A 21,641-nucleotide genomic window follows, 5' to 3' on the forward strand; every position below is an offset into this window, starting at 1 on the left:
CCGGCGGCACGCCGGTCCGGCGGAGCCGATCGGGGGACCGCGGCCCCCGGGGGCGGCGCCGTCCCCCCAAGACGACGAATCGGGAGGTCGGTGGGTGAAGGACACCCGGCGGACCCGCGTGGTCCTCGGCGTGCTGCTGGTGGTCGCGCTGACGATGATCACGGTCGACTACCGCGGAGGCGCGAACTCGCCGCTGCGCGGGCTCCGCGGCCTCGGCGCCGCCGTCTTCGGCCCGGTCGAGCGGGCGTCGGCCGCGGTGGTACGCCCGATCGGCGGCACCTTCGACGCGATCACCGACGCCCCCGGCGAGCGGCGCAGGGCCGACCGGCTGGAACGGGAGAACCAGCGCCTCCGCGAGCAGCTCCGGGCCGGGCGGCTCGACCGTGACCGGGCCGCCCAGTTGCAACGGCTGCTCGGCACCGCCGGGATCGGCGGCTACAAGATCGTCGCCGCGCATGTGATCTCCGCGGGGCAGGGCTACGAGGACACCGTCACGCTGGACGTCGGGAGCACCAGCGGCGTCCGTCCCGACATGACCGTCATGAGCGCCGAGGGACTGGTCGGCCGGGTCACCAGGGTCGGCCCGCACACCGCGACCGTGCTGCTGGCCACCGACGTCACCTCCACGGTCGGCAGCAGGCTGGAGGCCAGCCGCGAGATCGGGCTCGTCCAGGGCAGGGGGCGCCGCGGCCTGGGCGGCGGCGGGACGACCCCGATGCGGTTCCAGATGCTCAACGCCAACGCCCCGCTCCAGGTCGGCCAGCGGCTCGTCACGCTGGGATCGCAGGGGGAGCGCCCCTACGTCCCCGGGGTGCCGATCGGGGTGATCGAGCGGATCGACGCCCCGTCGGGCGGGCTGATCCGCACCGCCTATATCCGCCCGTTCACCAACTTCACCAGCCTGGACGTGGTCGCCGTCGTGGTCGCGCCGCCCAAGGCCGACCCGCGCGACGCCGTCCTGCCGCCGCGGCCCAGCCCCACGCCCACGCCCACCCCGAGGGGCAGCGGCACCCCCAGTCCGCGCGGAAGCGGAGCCCCGGAGGAGCGCCCCAGCGGCGACGACTCCGGGTCACCGAGGCCGAGAACGACACGATCGGGGGATTGATCGACGTGCTCAACGCACCGGACACCACGCCGACCGGCCGCAACCTGCTGGCCGGACTGATCCTTGCGGTGGCGCTGGTCCTGCAGGTGTCGGTGGCCAACAGGCTGCCCCTGCCCGGCCAGGTCACGCCCGACCTGGTGCTGCTCGCGGTGGTGGCGCTGGCCCTGGTGTACGGGTCGATGACCGGCATCGTGGCGGGATTCGCGGCCGGGCTCGCCGCCGACATCATCCCGCCCGCCGACCACACCATCGGCCGGTACGCCCTCACGTACTGCCTGATCGGGTACGTGTGCGGGCTGGCCGCCGACGAGATGGACCGCCAGTCGCTGGTGCCGTTTCTCGCGGTCGCCGCCGGGGCGCTGGCCGGGTCCGTCCTGTACGCGGTGACCGGGATGATGCTGGGCGACGCCCGCTCGACATGGACGCTGGCGTCCCGGATGGTGCCGTTGCAGGTGCTGTACGACGTGCTCGCCAGCCCGTTCGTGGTGTGGGCGGTGCTGCGCGTCACCGGCAGACACGAGCGCCGTGAGCGCGGGCGCGACCGGATGATCGTTCCCGCCGCCCGCTACCGGGCCCTGTCCGACCGCAGAGCCGCCGACAGCGGGTTCGGAGCGATCTCGGGCCGGGGGCCGGGCCTGTGAACCCCAAGACCCGTTTCCGGCTGGTCGTGCTGTACGTGCTGGTCGGCGCGATGACGCTGGTGCTGCTGGGCCGGCTGTGGACGTTGCAGGTCCTCGACGGGGACTACTACCGGCAGGTCGCCGCGCAGAACCGCACCCGCGACATCGTCGTCCCGGCGGTCCGCGGCATGATCCTGGACAGCTCGGGCCGCGCGCTGGCCCGCAACCGCACCGCCCTGGTGGTGTCGGTCGACAAGACCGCGCTGTCCCGCCAGAAGGACGAGGGCAAGGCGGTGCTGACCAAGCTGGCGGGCGTCCTGGGCACCACCTACGACGAGCTGACCAAGCGCACCCGCCTGTGCTCGCCCACGGTCAAGCGCCCGTGCTGGCCCGGTTCCCCGTACCAGCCGATCCCCGTGGACGACCGGGTCGACCCCAAGCGCGCCATGCAGATCATGGAGCGGCAGGAGGAGTTCCCCGGCGTCACCGCCCAGGTCCAGGCCGTACGGGAGTACCCGAAGCCGGAGGGCGCCACCGCGGTGCAGGCCATCGGCTACCTCCAGCCGATCACCCAGGAGGAGATGGACCGGCGCAAGGGCCTGCTCGTCACCGGCTACAGCGCCGTCGACCTGATCGGCCGGGACGGCCTGGAGGCGACCTACGACGCCGACCTGCGCGGCGAGCCGGGCCTGCGCACGGTGCTGGTGGACAGCCAGGGCCGGGTCACCGGCACCGCCTCCGAACAGGCGGCCGTGCCCGGCTCCACCCTGGTGACCAGCATCGACGCCAAGGTGCAGGCCGCGGCCGAGAAGGCGCTCGACCACCAGATGGAGGCGGCGCGCGGACGCGGCGAGAAGGCCGACGCGGGCGCCGCCGTGGTGATGGACGTGACCGACGGCCGGGTGGTGGCGCTGGCCAGCCGGCCCAGCTACGACCAGAGCGTGTGGACGGGCGGCATCTCCCAGGACGAGTACGAGGCGCTGCTGGGCAAGAAGCGCGGCGAGCCGCTGATCTCCCGGGTCACCCAGGGCCAGTTCGCGCCCGGGTCCACGTTCAAGGTCTCCTCGGTGGCCGCGGCGGTCGAGAACGGCTACTCGCTCAACGGCATCTACCCCTGCCCGGGTTCGTTCAAGGTCGGCACCCGGGCGTTCCGCAACTTCGAGGGCCAGGCGCACGGCAACATGAACCTGCACCGCGCCCTGGTGGTCTCCTGCGACACCATCTTCTACAAGTTCGCCTACGAGCAGTGGCTCCGCGACGGCGGCACCAAGCCCCGCAAGAAGCCGGCCGACCCGATGGTCGCCATGGCCCGCGACTGGGGCTTCGGCACCCGCACCGGCATCGACCTTCCTGACGAGGCCACGGGCCGCATCCCCGACCGCAAGTGGAAGCTCGACTACTGGAACGCCACCAAGGAGGCCAACTGCAAGGGCGCCAAGCGCGGCTACCCGGAGCTCGCCAAGTCCGACCCGGGCCGCGCCGCCTACCTCAAGGCCATCGCCGCCGAGAACTGCGCCGGAGGCTACCTGTGGCGCGCGGGTGACGCGGCCAACCTCTCCGTCGGGCAGGGCGACGTCCTGGTCACCCCGTTGCAGCTCACCAGGGCCTACGCGGCGCTGGCCAACGGCGGCAGGCTGGTGGTGCCCAGGCTGGGCGTCGCGGTGCTCAACCCCGACGGCACGCTGGTGCGCCGCATCGAGGCGCCGAAGGCGCCGAAGCTGCCGGTCCGCGCCAAGGTGCTCGACTACATCAGGGACAGCCTGGCGGACGTGCCCAAGTCGGGTACGGCGGCGGGCGCGTTCCACGGCTTCGACTTCGGCAAGCTGCGCGTGGCCGGCAAGACCGGCACCGCCGAGGTCTTCGGCAAGGGCGACACCTCCTGGTTCGCCTCCTACGCCCCCGCGGACAAGCCGAGGTTCGCGGTGGTCGTGATGGTCTCGCAGGGTGGCACCGGCGGCTCCACCGCCGCGCCCGCCGTCCGCGAGATCTACGAGGCGATCTACGGGCTGAACGGCAAGAAGCCCGCCCTCAAGGACGGCAAGTTGCCGGAGAACCTGCCCGACCTCCAGCCCAGGGTGACGACGGGGACCGCGCAGTGATCGGCGACACCGGGGTCGGCACGCTCGACGGGTACCGCGAACGCGGCCTGTGGAAGCGGCGGCTGGCGGCGCTGCGCCGGCTCGACTGGGTGCTGGTGCTGTCGGCGCTGGTGCTGTCGGTGCTCGGGTCGCTGCTGGTCAGGGCGGCCACGTACCCGCTGCTGGCCGAACGCGGCGAGGATCCCGAGAGCATGGTGCAGCGGCACGTGCTCAACGTCGTGCTGGCGTTCGCGATCGGCGCGCTGGTGTCGGTCATGGACTACCGGCTGCTGCGCGCCTACGCCCCGATCCTGTACGGGCTGGCCTGCGTCGGGCTGATCGCGGTGCTCACCCCGCTGGGCGAGACGATCAACGGCTCACACTCCTGGATCGTGGTCGGCGGCGGCTTCCAGTTGCAACCCTCGGAGTTCGCCAAGGTCGGGCTGGTGGTGCTGCTGGCGATGATCCTGGGCGAGCCACGCGACGGCGAGGTCGGCCCCGGCACCCGCGACATGCTGCTGGCGCTGCTGCTGGTCGGCGCCCCCGCCGTCCTGATCATGCTGCAGCCGGACCTGGGCACCACGCTGGTGTTCATCTTCGTCGTGCTGGGCATGCTGGCCGTCTCCGGCGCCCGCAAGCGCTGGCTGGCCGGGCTGGTGGGCAGCGGCCTGCTGCTGGGGTTCGCGGTGTGGTTCTTCGGGCTGCTCAAGCCGTACCAGATCGCCCGCTTCACCGCGTTCATCGACCCGTCCGCCGACCCGCGCGGCGCCGGCTACAACGCCCAGCAGGCCCGGATCGCGGTCGGCTCCGGTGGCGTCACCGGCAAGGGGCTGTTCAACGGCGAGCAGACCGGCGGCCACTTCGTCCCCGAGCAGCAGACCGACTTCATCTTCACCGTCGCCGGCGAGGAGCTGGGCTTCATCGGCGGCGCCGCGATCGTCCTGCTGCTCGGCCTGGTGATGTGGCGGGGCCTGCGCATCGCCACGCAGGCCGCCGACCTGTTCGGCACCCTGGTCGCCTCCGGCATCGTGTGCTGGCTGGCCTTCCAGTCGTTCGAGAACATCGGCATGACCCTGGGCATCATGCCGATCACCGGCCTGCCGCTGCCGTTCGTGTCCTACGGCGGCTCCGCCACGTTCGCCAACATGATCGCCCTTGGCCTGCTGCAGGCCGTGCATCTGAGACGCCGCCCGTACGACTAGCCCGTACGGCCGGGGCGTCCCGGGCGCGGCGGTAGGCTGAGGGTTCCCCGTGACTCTTCCAGAGCCGTGATTCCGGAGGCCCATCGCATGCCTGTCGAGTCGATCTTCCCGCGTCTGGAGCCGCTGCTCCCGCGCGTGGGCAAGCCGATTCAGTATGTCGGCGGCGAGCTGAACTCCCAGGTCAAGGACTGGGACGAGGCACGGGTCCGGTGGGCGCTGATGTACCCGGACGCCTACGAGGTGGGGCTGCCCAACCAGGGCGTCCAGATCCTTTACGAGATCCTCAACGAGCGCGAGGGCGTGCTGGCCGAGCGGACCTACAGCGTCTGGTCGGACATGGAGGCGCTCATGCGGGAGCACGGCATCCCGCAGTTCACCGTGGACGCGCACCGTCCGGTCGGGGCGTTCGACGTGCTCGGCGTGTCGTTCGCGACCGAGCTGGGCTACACCAACCTGCTCACGGCGCTCGACCTGGCCGGGATCCCGCTGGAGGCCGCCGACCGGGGCGAGGAGCACCCGATCGTGCTGGCCGGCGGGCACGCCGCGTTCAACCCGGAGCCGATCGCCGACTTCCTGGACGCCGCGGTGCTCGGCGACGGCGAGGAGGTCGCGCTGGCGATCACCGAGGTGATCCGCGAGTGGAAGGACGAGGGACGCCCCGGCGGCCGCGACGAGCTGCTGCTGCGCCTGGCCAAGTCGGGCGGCGTGTACGTCCCGAAGTTCTACGACGTGACCTACCTGCCGGACGGGCGGATCCAGCGGGTCGCGCCCAACCGGCCCGGCGTGCCGTGGCGCGTCGACAAGCACACCGTCATGGACCTGGACCAGTGGCCGTACCCGCGCAAGCCGCTGGTGCCGCTGGCCGAGACCGTGCACGAGCGGTTCAGCGTGGAGATCTTCCGCGGCTGCACCCGCGGCTGCCGGTTCTGCCAGGCCGGGATGATCACCCGCCCGGTGCGGGAACGGTCGATCACCACGATCGGCGCCATGGTCGACAAGGGCCTCAGGGAGTCGGGGTTCCAGGAGGTCGGCCTGCTCAGCCTGTCCAGCGCCGACCACAGCGAGATCGGCGAGGTCGCCAAGGGCCTGGCCGACCGCTACGAGGGCACCAACACGTCGCTGTCGCTGCCCTCCACCCGGGTGGACGCCTTCAACATCACGCTGGCCAACGAGTTCTCCCGGGGCGGGCGCAGGTCCGGGCTGACGTTCGCCCCCGAGGGCGGCTCCGAGCGGATGCGCAAGGTGATCAACAAGATGGTCACCGAGGAGGACCTGATCCGCACCGTCACCACCGCGTACGAGAACGGCTGGCGGCAGGTCAAGCTGTACTTCATGTGCGGGCTGCCCACCGAGGAGGACGAGGACGTCCTGGCCATCGCCGACATGGCCAGGCGCGTGATCAAGGCGGGCCGGGACGCCACCGGCCGCCGGGACATCCGCTGCACGGTGTCCATCGGCGGGTTCGTGCCCAAGCCGCACACCCCGTTCCAGTGGGCCGCGCAGTGCGACCACGAGACCGTCGACCGGCGCCTGCGCGCCCTGCGGGACGCGCTGCGCTCCGACAAGGAGTACGGCCGGGCCATCGGGCTGCGCTACCACGACGGGAAGCCGTCCATCGTGGAGGGCCTGCTGTCGCGCGGCGACCGCCGCGTCGGCAGGATCATCCGGGCGGTGTGGGAGGACGGCGGCCGCTTCGACGGCTGGAGCGAGCACTTCTCCTACGACCGCTGGACGGCCTGCGCCGAGCGGGCCTTGGCCGACGAGCCGGTCGACCTGGACTGGTACACCGTCCGCGAACGCGACGAGGTCGAGGTGCTGCCCTGGGACCACCTCGACGCCGGGCTCGACCGCGAATGGCTCTGGCAGGACTGGCAGGACGCCTTGGACGAGACCGAGGTCGAGGACTGCCGCTGGACGCCCTGCTACGACTGCGGCGTCTGCCCGACCATGGGAACCGAGATCCAGATCGGCCCGACCGGGAAGAAACTGCTCCCGCTCTCCGTTGTCTAGAACGACGTTCCACGCGCGGTCTCCGGGACGAAAGCCCAGGTCGTCGCGCCGTTCCTGGATTGTTCCCGGAGGCCCGGCGGGTCGAAGGGCCCCGGGCGACCCGTACTCTATAGGGAGACGTTTTCGACTCGGCACGAGTAGGAAGGACGAAAGCCCTGGCTCCCATGCCGGAGGGCCCGGCGCCGGCCCCAGTGATCCAGCGCCTGCGCGTGCGCTATGCCAAGCGCGGCAGGCTGCGGTTCACGAGCCACCGCGACATATCCCGGGCCGTGGAACGCGCCGTACGGCGCGCCGGGATCCCCGTCGCGTTCAGCGCCGGATTCAGCCCGCATCCGAAGATCTCGTACGCGGGTGCGGCGGCGACCGGGGTGGCCAGTGAGGCGGAGTACCTGGAGATCGGGCTGACCGAGACCCGCGACCCTGGGCGGGTACGGGCCGAGTTGGACGCCGCGCTGCCGGACGGGCTCGACATCGTGGATGTCGTGGCCGCCGGACCGGAGAAGACCAGCGCGCTGGCGGACCGGCTCGAAGCGTCCGAGTGGCGGGTGCGGCTGGACGGCGTACGCGAGAGCGACGCCGCACGGGCCGTGGCCGCCTTCCTCGGCGCCGCCACGATCGAGGTGGAACGGCTCACCAAGAAGGGACGGCGCCGTTTCGACGTGCGCGCCGCCGTCAGCGCTCTCGAGGCAGAGCGGGACCGGCGCGCCGCGGAGGCGGCGGACGCCCCTTGTGCAATACTTCGAATGGTTGTTCGGCATACCACACCTGCCGTTCGACCCGACGACATCCTCACCGGACTGCGCCAGGTCGCCGACCTCGCGCCGCCGTCACCGCCGCTGGTGACCAGGCTGGCGCAGGGGCCACTCGACGCGCAGACCGGTGAGCTCGCGGATCCGCTCGAACTCGACCGGGCCTTCTCGCCCGGGCGCCAGACCGCGGTGCCGTCCGGCGATGACGCCGGGACGGCGCCCGTTCACGCGCCGTTGCAGTCCGATCAGGCCGCGATCGCGGATGTCGCCGGCGCCCGCTCGTAGACCGAAGCCGTGGTGACGCGGAACCGGTTTCCAGGGAGCGGCGGGCGCGCCCCCGACGACTTCGTCGTCGCCTCGGGGCCACCATCCTGGCCCGGAGGCGGCGGCGCCGACGACTGACTGGAGAGTTCCCGTGCGGCGCACCGCACCAGCCCGCCCCAAGCGGCGGCGGACGGTCGCGCCCGGGAACCTGACGGGAGATTGCCCGCATGCTGGAGAACGAAGCCGATCAGGCCCAGGCCGAAGGCACCGATAACACGACAGACGACACCCCCACCCCATCCGGCGGCACCAAGGAACCCGCCACCACGCAGCCTGGCGAAACCACACAAGTGGAATCCCAGGAATCCGTAGACGCCGGCCACTCCGGCATCACCACCCAGCCCACCGAACAGCCAACCACCACCCAGACCCCTGAGGCCACGCAGTCCGGCGAACAGCCAACCGGCGGCACCCTCGGCGAATCCGTTGAGGCCGCCGCACAATCCGGTGATGCCACAGCCCCCGTTGGTGCCGAGCAGCCCGACGATGCCTCGGAGGACGCTGCGGGATCGCAGGTGACCGGCGGCACCGTGGAGCCCGGCGCTGTGCACTCCGCTGAGACCGCACAGTCCGGCGATGCCACAGCCCCCGTTGGCGCCGAGCAGCCGGGCTCCGTCGAAGAGGCGCAGGAGTCGGCTGACGCCGGCCGCTCTGGCACCACCGCGGAGCCGGGCGCTGGCGAGTCCGGCGGCTCCGTTGAGGCCGCCGCGCAGTCCGGCGATGCCGCAGAGCCCGTTGGCGCCGGGCAGCCAGGTGCCGTCGAGGGGTCGCAGCAGGTCGGTGACGCTGGTCACTTTGTTGGCTCCGAGCAGTCTGGCGGTGCTTCGGAGGACGCTGCGGGGTCGCAGGTGGCCGGCGGCACCGTGGAGGCCGGCGCTGTGCACTCCGCTGAGACCGCACAGTCGGATGCCGCAGAGCCCGTTGGCGTCAGGCAGCCAGGTGCCATCGAGGATCCGCAGGAGATGGGTGACGCTGGCAACTTCGGTGCCACGCAGCCTGGTGACGCCGCGGAGTCCGGTGGCGCCTCACGGGATGCTGCGGGGTCACAGGTGAGCGGTGGCGCCGTGGAGCCCGGGGAGACCGCGCAGCCCGGTGGGAGCGTGGAGTCCGGCGGCTCCGTTGAGGCCGCCGCGCAGTCTGGCGATGCCGCAGGGCCCGTTGGCGCCGGGCAGCCAGGTGCCGTCGAGGGGTCGCAGCAGGTCGGTGACGCTGGTCACTTTGTTGGCGCGGAGCAGTCCGGTGGTGCTTCGGAGGACGCTGCGGGATCGCAGGTAACTGGTGGCACCGTGGAGGCCGGCGCTGTGCACTCCGCTGAGACCGCGCAGTCCGATGCCGCAGAGCCCGTTGGTTCTGGGCAGTCGGGCTCCGTCGAGGAGTCGCAGGAGTCGGTTGACGCTGGCCGCTCTGGTGTTACGCAGCCTGGTGACGCGGTGGAGTCCGATGAGGTCGCGGAGCCGGGCGCTGTGGAGTCTGGCGGGTCCGTTGAGGCCGCCGCGCAGTCGGGCGATGCCGCAGAGCTCGTTGGCGCGGAGCAGTCTGGCGGTGCTTCGGGGGACGCTGCGGGGTCGCAGGTAGTCGGCGGCACCGTGGAGCCCGGGGAGACCGCGCAGCCCGGTAGAAGCGCGCAGTCCGGTGGTGCTGCGGAGCCCGTTGGTTCTGGGCAGTCGGGCTCTGTCGAAGGGGCGCAGGAGTCGGTTGACGCTGGCAACTTTGGTGCCACGCAGCCTGGTGATGCCGCGGAACTCGCTGGGGCCGAGGAGCCGAGCGTCATCGCGGAGCCTGGCGGGTCCGTTGAGGGGTCGCAGGAGCCGGTGGGCGATGGGCGCTCCGAGGGGGGTGCGGAGGTCGGTGCTGGGCGGCCTGGTGGTGAGCCTTGGGAGACCGTTGGGACTGAGCAGACCGGTGAGATCATCGAGGCCGGGGGTGCTGAGCAGGAGCCTGGTGGCGAGCCGGTCGCTGGGTCCGCTGAGCCTGGTGGTGAGCCTCCGGAGGCCGCGGGGATGGTGGAGACCATCGATACGCCGGCGGCCGACGCGGAGGCTTGGGAGGCCGGTGGGACCGCGGACGCGGTCAGCGGCGACGAGGCCGGGGCCGAGCGTGGTGAGTCGGCGGAGCAGGCCGGGTCCGCGGTGCAGCGTCGGCGGGCCAGCCGGCCTGCCGGGCCGCCTCCGGAGATCGATGACACGCCCGCCGTGATCACTGTGCCCGCCACGCCGCCCGCCGCGGCTGAGGCGGAGGAGAACGAGGAGACGGCGAAGCCGGAGCGTCCGGTGCGTCGGGTGCGGACGACGCGGGCGACCAGGCCCGCGATGGCCCCCGACGAGGCGCTTGAAGAGGCGGAGCCGAGTAAGCCCGCACGGTCCCGGACGCGGGCGGCGAAGGAGGGCGAGGCGCCCTCGCGGTCGCGTACGCGCCGTCGTCCGGCCGGGCCGCCGCCGGAGGTGGCCGAGGAGCACAGGGCGGCCGTGCCCACGGCTCCCGTGACCCCGCCGGTTCCCGGCGTGCCGGTCGTCCCGGACCTGGGGCCCGGCGGCCAGCGGACGCAGGAGAGCGAGCCGGTGTCCGGGGGCGTCCCGAGCGTGACGTTCCAGCCGCCCATGGTGGTGTTCCAGCCTCCGCAGCCGGTCCCCCCGCGTGCCGAGGAGGAGCGGGAACGGGACGAGGAGGACTTCGAGCCCGACGAGACCGCCCAGGTCGAGCGGGACGAGGACGAGGAGCAGGGCGAGCGCCCCTCGCGGCGGCGCCGCCGCCGGGGCGGCCGGGGTCGCGGCCGTGGCGGCCGGGACACCGACGAGGAGGCCGGCGAGGAGGCCGAGGAGCCCGCCAAGGCCGAGAAGGACCAGGGCGAGAAGGCGGGCAAGGGCGGCCGTGCCCGTGGTGAGGGCAAGGAGGCCAAGGAGGCCCGCGCCGAGTCCGGGCGCAAGAAGGACGAGGAGGCCGCCGCCGGGGCCGCGGAGGCCGAGACCGCCGACGAGGCCGAGGAGAACGGCGAGACGGGTGGGAGCGGCAGCCGCCGCCGCAGGCGTCGCCGCCGCCGCGCCGGCGCGGTCGACGGGGACGGCGCGACCGTGCCCGACGACCCGCCGAACACCGTGGTGCACGTCCGTGACTCGCGCGCGGTGGAGGACGAGGTCCAGTCGGTGCGCGGCTCGACCCGCCTGGAGGCCAAGAAGCAGCGTCGCCGCGAGGGCCGCGAGCAGGGCCGTCGTCGGCCGCCGGTGATCACCGAGGCGGAGTTCCTGGCGCGCCGCGAGTCGGTGGAGCGCGAGATGGTGGTGCGGCAGGAGGGCGAGCGCACCCAGATCGCCGTGCTGGAGGACGGCGTCCTGGTCGAGCACTACGTCAACCGCGCGACCCACCAGTCGTACGTGGGCAACGTCTACCTCGGGAAGGTGCAGAACGTGCTGCCTTCCATGGAGGCGGCGTTCGTCGACATCGGCAAGGGCCGCAACGCCGTCCTGTACGCGGGCGAGGTCAACTGGGACGTGGCCGGGCTGGAGGGCCAGCCGCGCCGGATCGAGTCCGCGCTCAAGTCGGGCCAGGCCGTGCTCGTGCAGGTCACCAAGGATCCGGTGGGTCACAAGGGCGCCCGGCTGACCAGCCAGATCTCGCTGCCCGGCCGTTACCTGGTGTACGTGCCCGACGGCTCGATGACCGGGATCAGCCGCAAGCTGCCCGACAAGGAGCGCAGCCGGCTCAAGCAGATCCTGAAGAAGGTCATGCCGGAGAACGCCGGGGTGATCGTGCGCACCGCCGCCGAGGGCGCCACCGAGGAGGAGCTGGCGCGGGACGTGTCGCGGCTGGCGGCGCAGTGGGACAACATCCAGAAGCAGGTCAAGAGCGCGTCGGCGCCGTCCCTGCTGTACGGGGAGCCGGACCTGACGATCCGGGTGGTCCGCGACATCTTCAACGAGGACTTCAGCAAGCTGGTGGTGGCGGGCGACGGCGCCTGGGACACCGTCTCGGAGTACGTCGAGTACGTGGCGCCGCACCTGGCCGATCGGGTGGAGCGCTGGACCGACACCCAGGACGTGCTGTCGGCGTACCGGATCGACGAGCAGATCGCCAAGGCGCTGGACCGCAAGGTGTGGCTGCCCAGCGGCGGCTCGCTGGTGATCGACCGCACCGAGGCGATGACCGTCATCGACGTCAACACCGGCAAGTTCACCGGGCAGGGCGGCAACCTGGAGGAGACGGTCACCCGCAACAACCTGGAGGCGGCCGAGGAGATCGTGCGCCAGCTCCGGTTGCGCGACATCGGCGGCATCGTGGTGATCGACTTCATCGACATGGTGCTGGAGAGCAACCGCGATCTGGTGCTGCGCCGCCTGGTGGAGTGCCTGTCGCGGGACCGCACCAAGCACCAGGTCGCCGAGGTGACGTCCCTGGGCCTGGTCCAAATGACCCGCAAGCGGGTCGGGCAGGGTCTGCTGGAGGCGTTCTCGGAGACCTGCGAGTCGTGCAACGGCCGCGGCATCCACGTCCACATGACCCCGGTCGAGCCCAAGGCCGACAAGGGTGCGGGCGCCGGGGCGTCCGGCGGCGCGGGCGGCAGGCGCCGCAAGCGCAAGGGCGAGGTCGAGAAGGCGGTCGAAGAGAAGCTCTCCCAGCAGGAGCGCGCCAAGGGCAAGACCAAGGAGGCCAAGGAAGGCAAGGCCGCCAAGGAGAAGGACGAGGCGCAGGCCAAGCGGGAGCAGGCCAAGCCCCGGGTCGCCACGCGTCCCGCGGGCGCGCCCCCGGAGGAGCTGGAGGCGGCGGATCCGCCCGGCGGTCCGGCGGGACTCGCGACGGCGTCGACCAGTCCGGACGCCGCGGACGTGACCGAGGAGCCCGAGCCTCAGGCGGCCGTGGAGGCGGCGGAGGCGGCGGCCGAGTCCGCGGAGTCCGGCCCGGGCGCGCTGGCGTCGGAGGGCCCGGTGGACCCGCTGGTCAACGGCGCCGAGCCGGCCGACGAGGCGGAGCCCGGCCCCGGGCTTGAGTTCAGCACCGAGCCCGAGCCCGAGGCCGAGGCCGAGCCGGGGTCGGCGGCCGGGACGGAGGACGATCAGGCGGCGCTGAGCAACGGCAGGCGGCGGCGCACCCGCCGTGTCCGGGCCAAGGCCGAGGCCGCGTCGGCGGACCCGGGGGACTGACCGGTGCCCGTGCCGGCGGCGTTCGCGTCCGGCACGGGCGTCCGGTATCCTGGGTCTTCGACGTGCGGGAGCGCGTCGTCTCGACGTGCACCACTTCGGTGCGTCGCCCGCCCCTCCGGCGGGTGAGGATTCAGCAGAGAGCGCCAGGCGATGGCGTCCTGGTGTGCCGCCCGCGGCTCCGGTCGCGGGTAGGCCCCCACCCGGGGGCTGGTGAAGACCACGCGCGGGACCGGTTCGTTCCGGAAGCGCGCGCAGAGGAGAGGTTTCCGCGGTGTACGCGATTGTCCGCGCAGGCGGCAAGCAGGAGAAGGTGGCCGTCGACGACGTGCTCACCGTCGACCGGCTGCCCGGCGAGGTCGGCTCGACCGTCACGTTCCCTGCCGTGCTGGTGGTGGACGGCGAGAAGGTCGTCAGCTCCTCCGCCGAGCTCGCCAAGTACAAGGTGACCGCCGAGATCCTCGGCGCCGTCAAGGGCCCGAAGATCAACATCATGCACTACCGGAGCAAGACCGGGTACAAGCGGCGGATGGGCCACCGCCAGCCGTACACCGAGGTCAAGATCACCGGTATCGAGGCCGGGAAGTAGGAGGTCCGGGACATGGCACACAAGAAGGGCGCGTCGTCCAGCCGTAACGGTCGTGACTCCAACGCCAAGCGCCTGGGCGTCAAGCGCTTCGGCGGTCAGGTCGTGAACGCGGGCGAGATCATCGTGCGGCAGCGCGGCACCCACTTCCACCCCGGCCTGAACGTGGGGCGGGGCGGCGATGACACGCTGTTCGCGCTGGTCGCGGGCACGGTCAAGTTCGGGCGTTACCGCGGCCGCAACGCGGTGAGCATCGTCCCGGCGGAGTAGATCCGCCGTCAGCGACGTTAACGACAGGGGCGGACCATTCCGGGTCCGCCCCTGTTCCTGTTCGGGACGAGAGAGCACGGGAGGGGATCGTGGTGGCGAAAGCCGGATCCGGTGCGCGGTTCGTGGACCGGGTGGTGCTGCATGTCGCTGCGGGCGACGGCGGGAACGGCTGCGCCTCGATCCACCGGGAGAAGTTCAAGCCGCTGGGCGGCCCGGACGGCGCCAACGGCGGCCGTGGCGGTGACGTGATCCTTGAGGTCGACACGGGCGCCGCGAGCCTTCTGGACTACCACCGCCGCCCGCACCGTAAGGCGGCGAACGGCCGTCCGGGGCAGGGCGGGCACCGTACCGGGGCGGACGGCGACGACGTGGTGCTGCCCGTGCCGGACGGGACGGTCGTCAAGGACACCGACGGGAACGTCCTCGCCGATCTCGTCGGTGAGGGCACCCGGTTCGTCGTGGCGCGCGGCGGCAAGGGCGGGCTGGGCAACGCCGCCCTCGCCACGGCCAAGCGCAAGGCGCCCGGGTTCGCGCTGCTCGGCGAGCCCGGCGACGCCCGCGACGTCGTCCTGGAGCTGAAGAGCGTCGCGGACGTGGCGCTGGTGGGCTTCCCGAGCGCGGGCAAGTCCTCGCTGATCGCGGCGCTGTCGGCGGCCCGGCCAAAGATCGCCGACTATCCGTTCACGACGCTGATCCCCAATCTGGGGGTGGTGAGCGCGGGCGACACCACGTTCACGGTCGCGGACGTGCCCGGCCTGATCGAGGGCGCCAGTGAGGGCCGGGGCCTGGGCCTGGAGTTCCTGCGGCACATCGAGCGCTCGTCCACGCTGGCGCACGTGCTCGACTGCGCGACCCCGGAGCCGGGACGCGACCCGCTCAGCGACTTCGACGTGATCGAGAAGGAGCTGCGGGCCTACGACCGGGCGCTGGGCGACCGGCCGCTGTCGGACCGTCCCCGCGTCGTCGTCCTGAACAAGGTGGACGTGCCGGACGGCCGTGACCTGGCCGAGCTGGTGCGCCCGGAGTTCGAGGCGCGCGGGCTGCGGGTGTTCGAGGTGTCCGCCGCCACCCGCGAGGGGCTGCGCGAGCTGTCGTTCGCCATGGCGGCGATGGTGGAGGAGTACCGCGCCTCGCTGCCGCCCGCCGAGCCGACGCGGCTGGTCATCAGGCCGGAGCCGGTCGACGGCGGCACCGACTTCGAGGTGCGGCCGATGGGCGACAACACCTATCTGGTCACGGGCGAGAAGCCCGTCCGGTGGCTGCGGCAGACCGACTTCTCCAACGAGGAGGCGGTGGGCTACCTCGCCGACCGGCTGGCCCGGCTGGGCGTGGAGGACGCGCTGGCCGAGGCCAGCGCCACCGCCGGCGCCACCGTCATGATCGGCACCCGGGACGACTCGATCGTGTTCGACTGGGAGCCGGAGGTGGTCGCGGGCGACGGCGCCCTGGGCCCGCGCGGCACCGACCGCCGCCTCGGCGGCTACCGCTAGCCGCCCGACCGACCCGAGATCACGACCACGCGTTCCCGAGGGAGAGCATGAGCCCCGACCAGGCACCCGCGACATCCCGCACCGCCGGTACCGTCCTGGACCGTGACGCGCCGGGACGCCCGGAGGTGGCGAGCGCGCGCCGGATCGTGGTGAAGGCGGGCTCGTCGTCGCTGACCACACCTCAGGGGACGATCGACGCGGACAGGATCGACGCGCTGGTGGACGTGCTGGCGTCCCGCCGCAGGGCCGGTACGGAGATCGTGTTCGTGTCGTCCGGCGCGATCGCCGCGGGGCTCGGCCCGCTGGGGCTGGTCAGCCGTCCCGGCGACCTGGCCACCCAGCAGGCGGCGGCGAGCGTCGGGCAGGGGCTGCTGATGGCCCGCTACACCTCCTCGTTCGCCCGGTACGGGCTGACCGTGGGGCAGGTGCTGCTCACCGCCGACGACATGATCCGCCGCGTCCACCATCGCAACGCCTCGCGGGCGCTGGGCAAGCTGCTCGACCTCGGCGTCGTCCCGGTCGTCAACGAGAACGACACCGTCGCGACCGACGAGATCAGGTTCGGCGACAACGACCGGCTGGCCGCGCTGGTGGCCCATCTGACCAGGGCCGACGCGCTGATCCTGCTGTCGGACGTGGACGCCCTCTACACCGGTGACCCGCGCCGCCCCGGCGTCCGGCGGATCACCGACGTGCACGGCCCGCGCGACCTGGACGAGGTCGAGCTGGGGGGCTCCGGGAGGGTCGGCACCGGCGGCATGGTCACCAAGGTGGAGGCCGCCAGGATCGCGGGGATCCCGGTCGTGCTGACCGACGCCGCGTCCGCGCACCGGGCCCTCGCCGGCGAACCGGTCGGCACCTGCTTCCATCCCGCCGGGGGACGCCGCCTGTCGACGCGGCATCTGTGGCTGGCGCACGCCACGACCGGGCAGGGCCGTGTCATGCTGGACCCGGGCGCGGTGGACGCGGTCGTCCGGCGCCGCAAGTCGCTCCTGCCCGCCGGGATCACCGGCGTCCAGGGCGACTTCGCGGCCGGTGACCCGGTCGACCTGTGCGGCGCCGACGGCAGGGTCGTGGCGCGCGGGCTGGTGAACTACGACGCGGCGGAGATCCCCGACCTGATGGGCCGGTCCACCCGCTGGCTGGCCCGCGAGCTGGGCCCGGAGTACGAGCGCGAGATCATTCATCGCGACGACCTGGTGATCCTGGACGGGGCCGGCGAGCCGGGCGGCCTGCCGGGCGGCACCGCGAACGGCGCGGAAGACGGCGAGCGAGCGACCGAAGAGACGACAAGGAGCCGGTAGATGAGCGGCGAGGTGCAGGAGCGGGAGCGCGAGGAGTTCCTGCGGGTTGCGGAGCGTGCCAGGGAGGCGGCGGCCGGGCTGGCGCCGCTGCCGCGGGCGGCCAAGGACGCCGCCCTGCACGCCGTGGCGGACGCGCTCGTGGCGTCCGCGCCGCAGATCGTCAAGGCCAACGAGGCGGACGTGGCGCGGGCCCGCGAGTCCGGCACCTCCGAGTACATGATCGACCGGCTGAGCCTGACCTCCGAGCGGATCGCCGCGATCGCCGAGGCCGTCCGCAAGGTGGCGGCGCTGCCCGACCCGGTCGGTGAGACGGTGCGCGGCAACGTCCTGCCCAACGGCCTCGACCTGCGGCAGGTGCGGGTTCCGCTGGGCGTGGTCGGCATCATCTACGAGGGCCGTCCCAACGTCACCGTCGACGCCGCCGCGCTGTGCCTGAAGAGCGGGAACGCGGCGCTGCTGCGCGGCTCGTCGTCCGCCTACGAGTCCAACGCGGTGCTGGTGGACGTGATGCAGGGCGCGCTGGCGGGCACCGAGGTCCCGCGGGACGCCGTGCAGCTCGTCCCGGGCACCAGCCGCGAGTCGGTCAGGCACCTGATGCGCGCCCGCGGCCTGGTGGACGTGCTGATCCCGCGCGGCGGGGCGTCCCTCATCAACTCGGTGGTGGAGCAGTCCACGGTGCCGGTGATCGAGACCGGGGTGGGCAACTGCGCCGTCTACGTGGACGCCGCCGCCGACGTCGACCAGGCCGTCACGATCCTCCTGAACGCCAAGACGCAGCGCCCGTCGGTGTGCAACGCGGCCGAGACCGTCCTGGTCCACCAGGACATCGCCGCCGAGTTCCTGCCCAAGGCGCTGGACGCGTTGCGCGAGGCGGGCGTCACGGTCCACGGGGACGAGGCCGTGCGCGCCTACTCGGCCGACGTCGTCCCGGCCACCGAGGACGACTACTACGCCGAGTACCTGTCCCTCGACATCGCCGCCCGCGTCGTGCCCAGCCTGGACGAGGCCGTACGGCACATCCGCGTCTACGGCTCCGGCCACACCGAGGCCATCGTGACCACGTCGCAGACGGCGGCCCGCCGCTTCGTCGCGCTGGTCGACTCGGCCGCGGTCATGGTGAACGCCTCCACGCGCTTCACCGACGGCGAGGAGTTCGGGTTCGGCGCCGAGATCGGCATCTCCACCCAGAAACTCCACGCCCGCGGCCCCATGGGCCTACCGGAGCTGACCTCCACCAAATACGTCGTCACCGGCGAAGGCCACCTCCGGTAGTCCCCAGCGCGGCGACCTCAGTTGCTGTTGCCGGTGGGCCCGCTGTCGCGGCGTGAGATCCGGTCGAAGAGGCCGCCGGCGGCCGAGGCGGCGCCTTCGGCGGCGCTGCGCACCTTGCCGATGAACGGGTCGGCGCTGCGCTCCCAGGACTCGCGGTAGGAGTTGGCGGCCTCGCGGACCTCGTCGGTGAACTTGGCGGACGCGTCGTCGGCGCGGCGCGGGTAGTCGCCGGCCAGGATCCGCTCGTACTCGGGGCCCTTCGCCCAGCGGTCGAGCTCGGCGAAGCGGATCACCGCGTACGGGTGGGTCTGCGGCAGCAGGTTCAGGAACTTCAGCAGGCCGTCGCGGACGTCGCCGGCGGCGTCGTACTGGCGGGCCTGCTCAAGGAACGCCTCGCTGCTCATCTCGTGCAGCCGCGTGCCGCCGGCCAGCTTCATCATCGTGCGCTTGGCGGCGTCCACGTCCTGGCCGGTCAGCAGCCCGGCCCGGTCGGACGACAGCTCGGCCTTGCGGAACCACTCGTTCAGCCCGATGAGGATGGCGCCGATGGCGACGTTGCCCAGCGGCAGCCAGGACAGCCGGGCGCCGAGCTGGATCAGGATCTCCATCATCGTCCGGTACACCGCGTGCCCGGACAGGATGTGCCCGACCTCGTGGCCGACCACGAACCGGGTCTCCTCGTCGTCCAGCAGGTCCAGCAGGCCGGTGTTGATCACGATGAAGGGCCGGTCGCTGCCGATCGCCATCGCGTTCGGGACGGGGAACTGCCGGACGTACACCTCGGGGACCTCGGGCATGTCGAGGATGTAGCAGGCGTCGCGGACCATGTCGTTCAGGTGGTGGAACTGGTTCTCGCCGACCCGTACCGCGCCGCCGAGGAACATCAGCCGCAGCGCCCGCTCGCTGATCAGTCCCGACAGGCGCCGCAGCACGGTGTCGAAGCCGGTCAGGCCGCGCAGTGCGACCAGCGCGGAGCGGTCGGCCGGGTGCTCGTAGGCGCGGGAGCTGATCCCGGGGAAGCGGGTGCGCGCCCGGTCCGGTGTGTTGGTCGTCATGGGGTACGCGGCACCGGCCCGGCTTCGCTGCCGGCGGCGAGGGCCGCTCCCTCCCTTCGCTCGGTTCTGGCCGTGCACTGTTCGGATCCACCCTGGGCATGCCACCGGGCCCAGTCCAGCTTGGTAAGTCCGACGAACCGGTACATGCGCAGGTTCCCGCGTCGGGACGATAGGGCCACCTCCGGCCCCGCGCGCGCCGCCGCGCCGTGATCCATCCGATGCGGGCACTTTGTGGAGATTGTCCGTGCGGCGGGCTTCGGGTGCGGCAGAGTAGTGGACGCCCGGCGGCGGGGGCGCACGGGTCCGGTGGCGGACGAAGACACAGGTCAGCGGGGCGCGAGGAGGCGCGATGTTCGATCCGAAGGCCGAGGCGATGTTCCGGGACGAGCGGGCGGCGCTGCAACGTCACCGGCTGTGGGGGCTGGTCGACCGGCTGATGCTGGCGGGCGGCGTGCAGGCGGACCGGCTGCGCGAGGCCGGCGTCGAGCGCGGCGCCGACGTCACCCTCGCCGAGCTGCACAAACTGCCGTTCACCACCAAGCAGGACCTGTGGGACTCCTACCCGCTGGGCATGCTGGCCGTCCCCCGGGACCAGGTCGTCGCGGTCCACGGATCCACCGGCACCAAGGGCAGGCCCACGCTCGTCGCCTACACCAAGGCCGACCTGGACCTGTGGGCGTCCATGTGCGCGCGGTCGCTGTCCTGCGCGGGCGCGTCCGCGGAAAGCGTCGTCCACAACGCCTACGGGTACGGGCTGTTCACCGGCGGGCTGGGCATCCACCAGGGCGCGGTCGCGCTGGGCGCCACCGTCGTCCCCATGTCGGGCGGGATGACCGAGCGGCAGGTGCGGATGCTCGCCGACCTGAAGCCCGACATCCTGACCTGCACGCCCGCGTACGCGCTGCGGCTGGGCGAGGCCGCCGCCGAGGCGGGCGTCGACCTGTCCTCGCTCAAGACGGGCGTCTTCGGCGCCGAGCCGTGGTCGGAGGAGCTGCGGGCCGCCATCCAGGACGTCCTGCCGATCAAGGCGCTGGACATCTACGGCCTGTCGGAGGTGATCGGCCCCGGCGTCGCCACCGAGTGCCTGGAGCAGAACGGCCTGCACGTCAACGAGGACCACTTCATCGTCGAGGCCGTCGACCCGGAGACCGGCACCCCCGTCGCCGACGGCGAACCCGGCGAGCTGGTGTTCACCACGCCGACCAAGCAGGCGCTCCCGCTGCTGCGCTACCGCACCGGCGATGTGGCGTCCCTCACCCACGGCGACTGCAACTGCGGGCGCACCCTCGTCCGGATGAGCAAGGTCCGCGGCCGGGTGGACGACATGCTGGTGATCCGTGGCGTCAACGTCTACCCCAGCGAGGTCGAACGGGTCCTGCTGGGCTCCGGGCTGGTCGTCCCCCACTACCAGATGGTCGTGGACCGGCGGAAGCCTGACGTACGGCTCGTGGTGGCCTGTGAAGCGGCCACAGAGGCGGCCTCAGACGCCTCCCCGGAGGCGGCGGAAGGGGCCCTGGCGGAGGAGCTGACGCGGGCGCTACGCGCCGACCTCGGCCTCACCGCCGACGTACGGGTGCTGCCGTCCGGCACGGTGCCCCGGGTGGAGGTCGGCAAGGCCGTACGGGTCGTGACCTGGGAATCCGGCGAACCTCCTCTGCCCGGCATCGGCTGACCCCGTTCTCGGAGGCACGCTCGGCGGGCGGCACGCGGCCCGAGGGGCGGTGCGCGGAGCCGCCCCCCGCGCTGGCTATTCTCGTCAGCATGACCCAAAAGCGACGGTTGGGGATCATGGGTGGCACGTTCAACCCGATCCACCACGGCCACCTGGTGGCCGCCAGCGAGGTCGCGCACGTGTTCTCGCTGGACGAGGTGGTGTTCGTCCCCACCGGCCGGTCCGCGCACAAGGACGAGCGGGGCGTCGCCCCCGCCGAGGACCGCTACCTCATGGCCGTGATCGCCACCGCGTCCAACCCCCGGTTCTCCGTCAGCCGCATCGACATCGACCGCCCCGGCCCCACGTACACCGTCGACACCCTCCGCGACGTGCGCCGCGCCCACGGCCCCGACACCGAACTGTTCTTCATCACCGGTGCCGACGCCCTCGCCAAAATGCTCACCTGGCACGACACCGACGAGCTGTTCGAACTGGCGCACTTCGTCGGCTGCACCAGGCCCGGCCACCGGCTCGCCGACCCCGGCCTGCCCAACGGGCGCGTCAGCCTCATGGAGGTCCCCGCCCTGGCGATCTCCTCGACCGAATGCCGCGACCGGGTCCGCGCGGGCGAGCCGATCTGGTACCTCGTCCCCGACGGGATCGTCCAGTACATCAACAAACGCGGTCTTTACCGCGAGCACACCGAGTGACGCGCCCACCTTTGCGTGACCTTCGTCCGTGCGTTACCGCAGGTACCCGGCGGGTCATACTCTGGAGGAGACGGCACGCCGCC

At 72.5% G+C, this 21,641-nt stretch carries 17 protein-coding genes; 14 read left to right on the forward strand and 3 right to left on the reverse strand.

The features are described 5' to 3' along the window. Positions 1-94: 94 nt before the first annotated feature. From mreC to QSK21_RS25615, 6 genes are all read left to right on the forward strand, one after another. Positions 95-1,105 (forward strand): rod shape-determining protein MreC, encoded by a 1,011-nt coding sequence (gene mreC / locus QSK21_RS25590; protein WP_285699553.1) that lies wholly within the window; start codon positions 95-97, stop codon positions 1,103-1,105. 5 nt (positions 1,106-1,110) lie between these two features. Continuing rightward, complete coding sequence (gene mreD / locus QSK21_RS25595) at positions 1,111-1,746, forward strand: rod shape-determining protein MreD (RefSeq protein ID WP_285699601.1); 636 nt, start codon at positions 1,111-1,113, stop codon at positions 1,744-1,746. Next, positions 1,743-3,824, forward strand: a complete 2,082-nt coding sequence (gene mrdA, locus QSK21_RS25600) for a penicillin-binding protein 2 (protein ID WP_285699554.1) — start codon at positions 1,743-1,745, stop codon at positions 3,822-3,824. The genes mreD and mrdA overlap by 4 nt, the downstream gene beginning before the upstream one ends. Then, positions 3,821-5,005: a rod shape-determining protein RodA gene (gene rodA, locus QSK21_RS25605; protein WP_285699555.1), complete on the forward strand. Its 1,185-nt coding sequence runs from the start codon at positions 3,821-3,823 to the stop codon at positions 5,003-5,005. Before mrdA ends, rodA begins: the two co-directional genes overlap by 4 nt. Positions 5,006-5,092: 87 nt before the next feature. Beyond that, positions 5,093-7,015, forward strand: a complete 1,923-nt coding sequence (locus QSK21_RS25610; protein WP_285699556.1) for a TIGR03960 family B12-binding radical SAM protein — start codon at positions 5,093-5,095, stop codon at positions 7,013-7,015. Positions 7,016-7,179: 164 nt separating this feature from the next. Next, positions 7,180-8,049, forward strand: a complete 870-nt coding sequence (locus QSK21_RS25615; protein WP_285699557.1) for a TIGR03936 family radical SAM-associated protein — start codon at positions 7,180-7,182, stop codon at positions 8,047-8,049. Here the strand turns inward: QSK21_RS25615 and QSK21_RS25620 are convergent. Next, a complete protein-coding gene (locus tag QSK21_RS25620; RefSeq protein ID WP_285699559.1) occupies positions 8,010-8,882 on the reverse strand; it encodes a hypothetical protein in 873 nt (290 codons plus the stop codon). The genes QSK21_RS25615 and QSK21_RS25620 overlap by 40 nt on opposite strands. Before the next feature lie 249 nt (positions 8,883-9,131). Beyond that, the gene (locus QSK21_RS25625; protein ID WP_285699560.1) at positions 9,132-9,305 is read right to left on the reverse strand and encodes a hypothetical protein; all 174 of its coding nucleotides are present in this window, start codon (positions 9,303-9,305) and stop codon (positions 9,132-9,134) included. 783 nt (positions 9,306-10,088) lie between these two features. On the opposite strand from QSK21_RS25625, the gene QSK21_RS25630 reads away from it, so the two are divergent. From QSK21_RS25630 to QSK21_RS25655, 6 genes are all read left to right on the forward strand, one after another. After that, positions 10,089-13,220 (forward strand): Rne/Rng family ribonuclease, encoded by a 3,132-nt coding sequence (locus tag QSK21_RS25630; protein WP_285699561.1) that lies wholly within the window; start codon positions 10,089-10,091, stop codon positions 13,218-13,220. 271 nt (positions 13,221-13,491) lie between these two features. After that, complete coding sequence (gene rplU / locus QSK21_RS25635; RefSeq protein ID WP_285699563.1) at positions 13,492-13,806, forward strand: 50S ribosomal protein L21; 315 nt, start codon at positions 13,492-13,494, stop codon at positions 13,804-13,806. A gap of 12 nt (positions 13,807-13,818) precedes the next feature. Next, positions 13,819-14,073 carry a 50S ribosomal protein L27 gene (gene rpmA, locus QSK21_RS25640; RefSeq protein WP_285699564.1) on the forward strand — a complete coding sequence of 85 codons (255 nt, stop codon included), beginning with the start codon at positions 13,819-13,821 and terminating at the stop codon, positions 14,071-14,073. A 92-nt stretch (positions 14,074-14,165) separates the two neighbouring features. After that, positions 14,166-15,563, forward strand: a complete 1,398-nt coding sequence (gene obgE / locus QSK21_RS25645; protein WP_285699566.1) for a GTPase ObgE — start codon at positions 14,166-14,168, stop codon at positions 15,561-15,563. Between the two features lie 47 nt (positions 15,564-15,610). Then, positions 15,611-16,867, forward strand: coding sequence for a glutamate 5-kinase (gene proB / locus QSK21_RS25650; protein ID WP_285699568.1), 1,257 nt, complete (start codon positions 15,611-15,613; stop codon positions 16,865-16,867). Then, on the forward strand, positions 16,868-18,139 hold the full coding sequence (locus QSK21_RS25655) for a glutamate-5-semialdehyde dehydrogenase (protein ID WP_502871599.1): 1,272 nt from the start codon (positions 16,868-16,870) through the stop codon (positions 18,137-18,139). It begins immediately after the preceding gene. A 17-nt stretch (positions 18,140-18,156) separates the two neighbouring features. Here the strand turns inward: QSK21_RS25655 and QSK21_RS25660 are convergent, their stop codons facing one another. After that, a complete protein-coding gene (locus QSK21_RS25660; RefSeq protein WP_285699569.1) occupies positions 18,157-19,194 on the reverse strand; it encodes a M48 family metallopeptidase in 1,038 nt (345 codons plus the stop codon). Positions 19,195-19,543: 349 nt separating this feature from the next. Here QSK21_RS25660 and QSK21_RS25665 point away from each other — a divergent pair, with 349 nt between their 5' ends. Next, positions 19,544-20,866, forward strand: a complete 1,323-nt coding sequence (locus tag QSK21_RS25665) for a phenylacetate--CoA ligase family protein (RefSeq protein WP_285699570.1) — start codon at positions 19,544-19,546, stop codon at positions 20,864-20,866. 89 nt (positions 20,867-20,955) lie between these two features. Then, positions 20,956-21,558: a nicotinate-nucleotide adenylyltransferase gene (gene nadD / locus QSK21_RS25670; RefSeq protein WP_285699572.1), complete on the forward strand. Its 603-nt coding sequence runs from the start codon at positions 20,956-20,958 to the stop codon at positions 21,556-21,558. The last annotated feature ends 83 nt before the right edge of the window (positions 21,559-21,641 follow it).

The organism is Actinomadura sp. NBRC 104412, from assembly GCF_030269515.1.
In the GTDB taxonomy this organism is placed as follows: Bacteria; Actinomycetota; Actinomycetes; order Streptosporangiales; family Streptosporangiaceae; genus Spirillospora.

Coding starts and splice junctions, on each gene's coding strand:
- QSK21_RS25610 (WP_285699556.1), top strand. CDS start 5,093: ATGCCTGTCGAGTCGATCTTCCCGCGTCTGGAGCCGCTGCTCCCGCGC.
- nadD (WP_285699572.1), top strand. CDS start 20,956: ATGACCCAAAAGCGACGGTTGGGGATCATGGGTGGCACGTTCAACCCG.
- QSK21_RS25615 (WP_285699557.1), top strand. CDS start 7,180: ATGCCGGAGGGCCCGGCGCCGGCCCCAGTGATCCAGCGCCTGCGCGTG.
- rpmA (WP_285699564.1), top strand. CDS start 13,819: ATGGCACACAAGAAGGGCGCGTCGTCCAGCCGTAACGGTCGTGACTCC.
- proB (WP_285699568.1), top strand. CDS start 15,611: ATGAGCCCCGACCAGGCACCCGCGACATCCCGCACCGCCGGTACCGTC.
- QSK21_RS25660 (WP_285699569.1), bottom strand. CDS start 19,194: ATGACGACCAACACACCGGACCGGGCGCGCACCCGCTTCCCCGGGATC.
- QSK21_RS25665 (WP_285699570.1), top strand. CDS start 19,544: ATGTTCGATCCGAAGGCCGAGGCGATGTTCCGGGACGAGCGGGCGGCG.
- QSK21_RS25655 (WP_502871599.1), top strand. CDS start 16,868: ATGAGCGGCGAGGTGCAGGAGCGGGAGCGCGAGGAGTTCCTGCGGGTT.
- QSK21_RS25630 (WP_285699561.1), top strand. CDS start 10,089: ATGGTGGAGACCATCGATACGCCGGCGGCCGACGCGGAGGCTTGGGAG.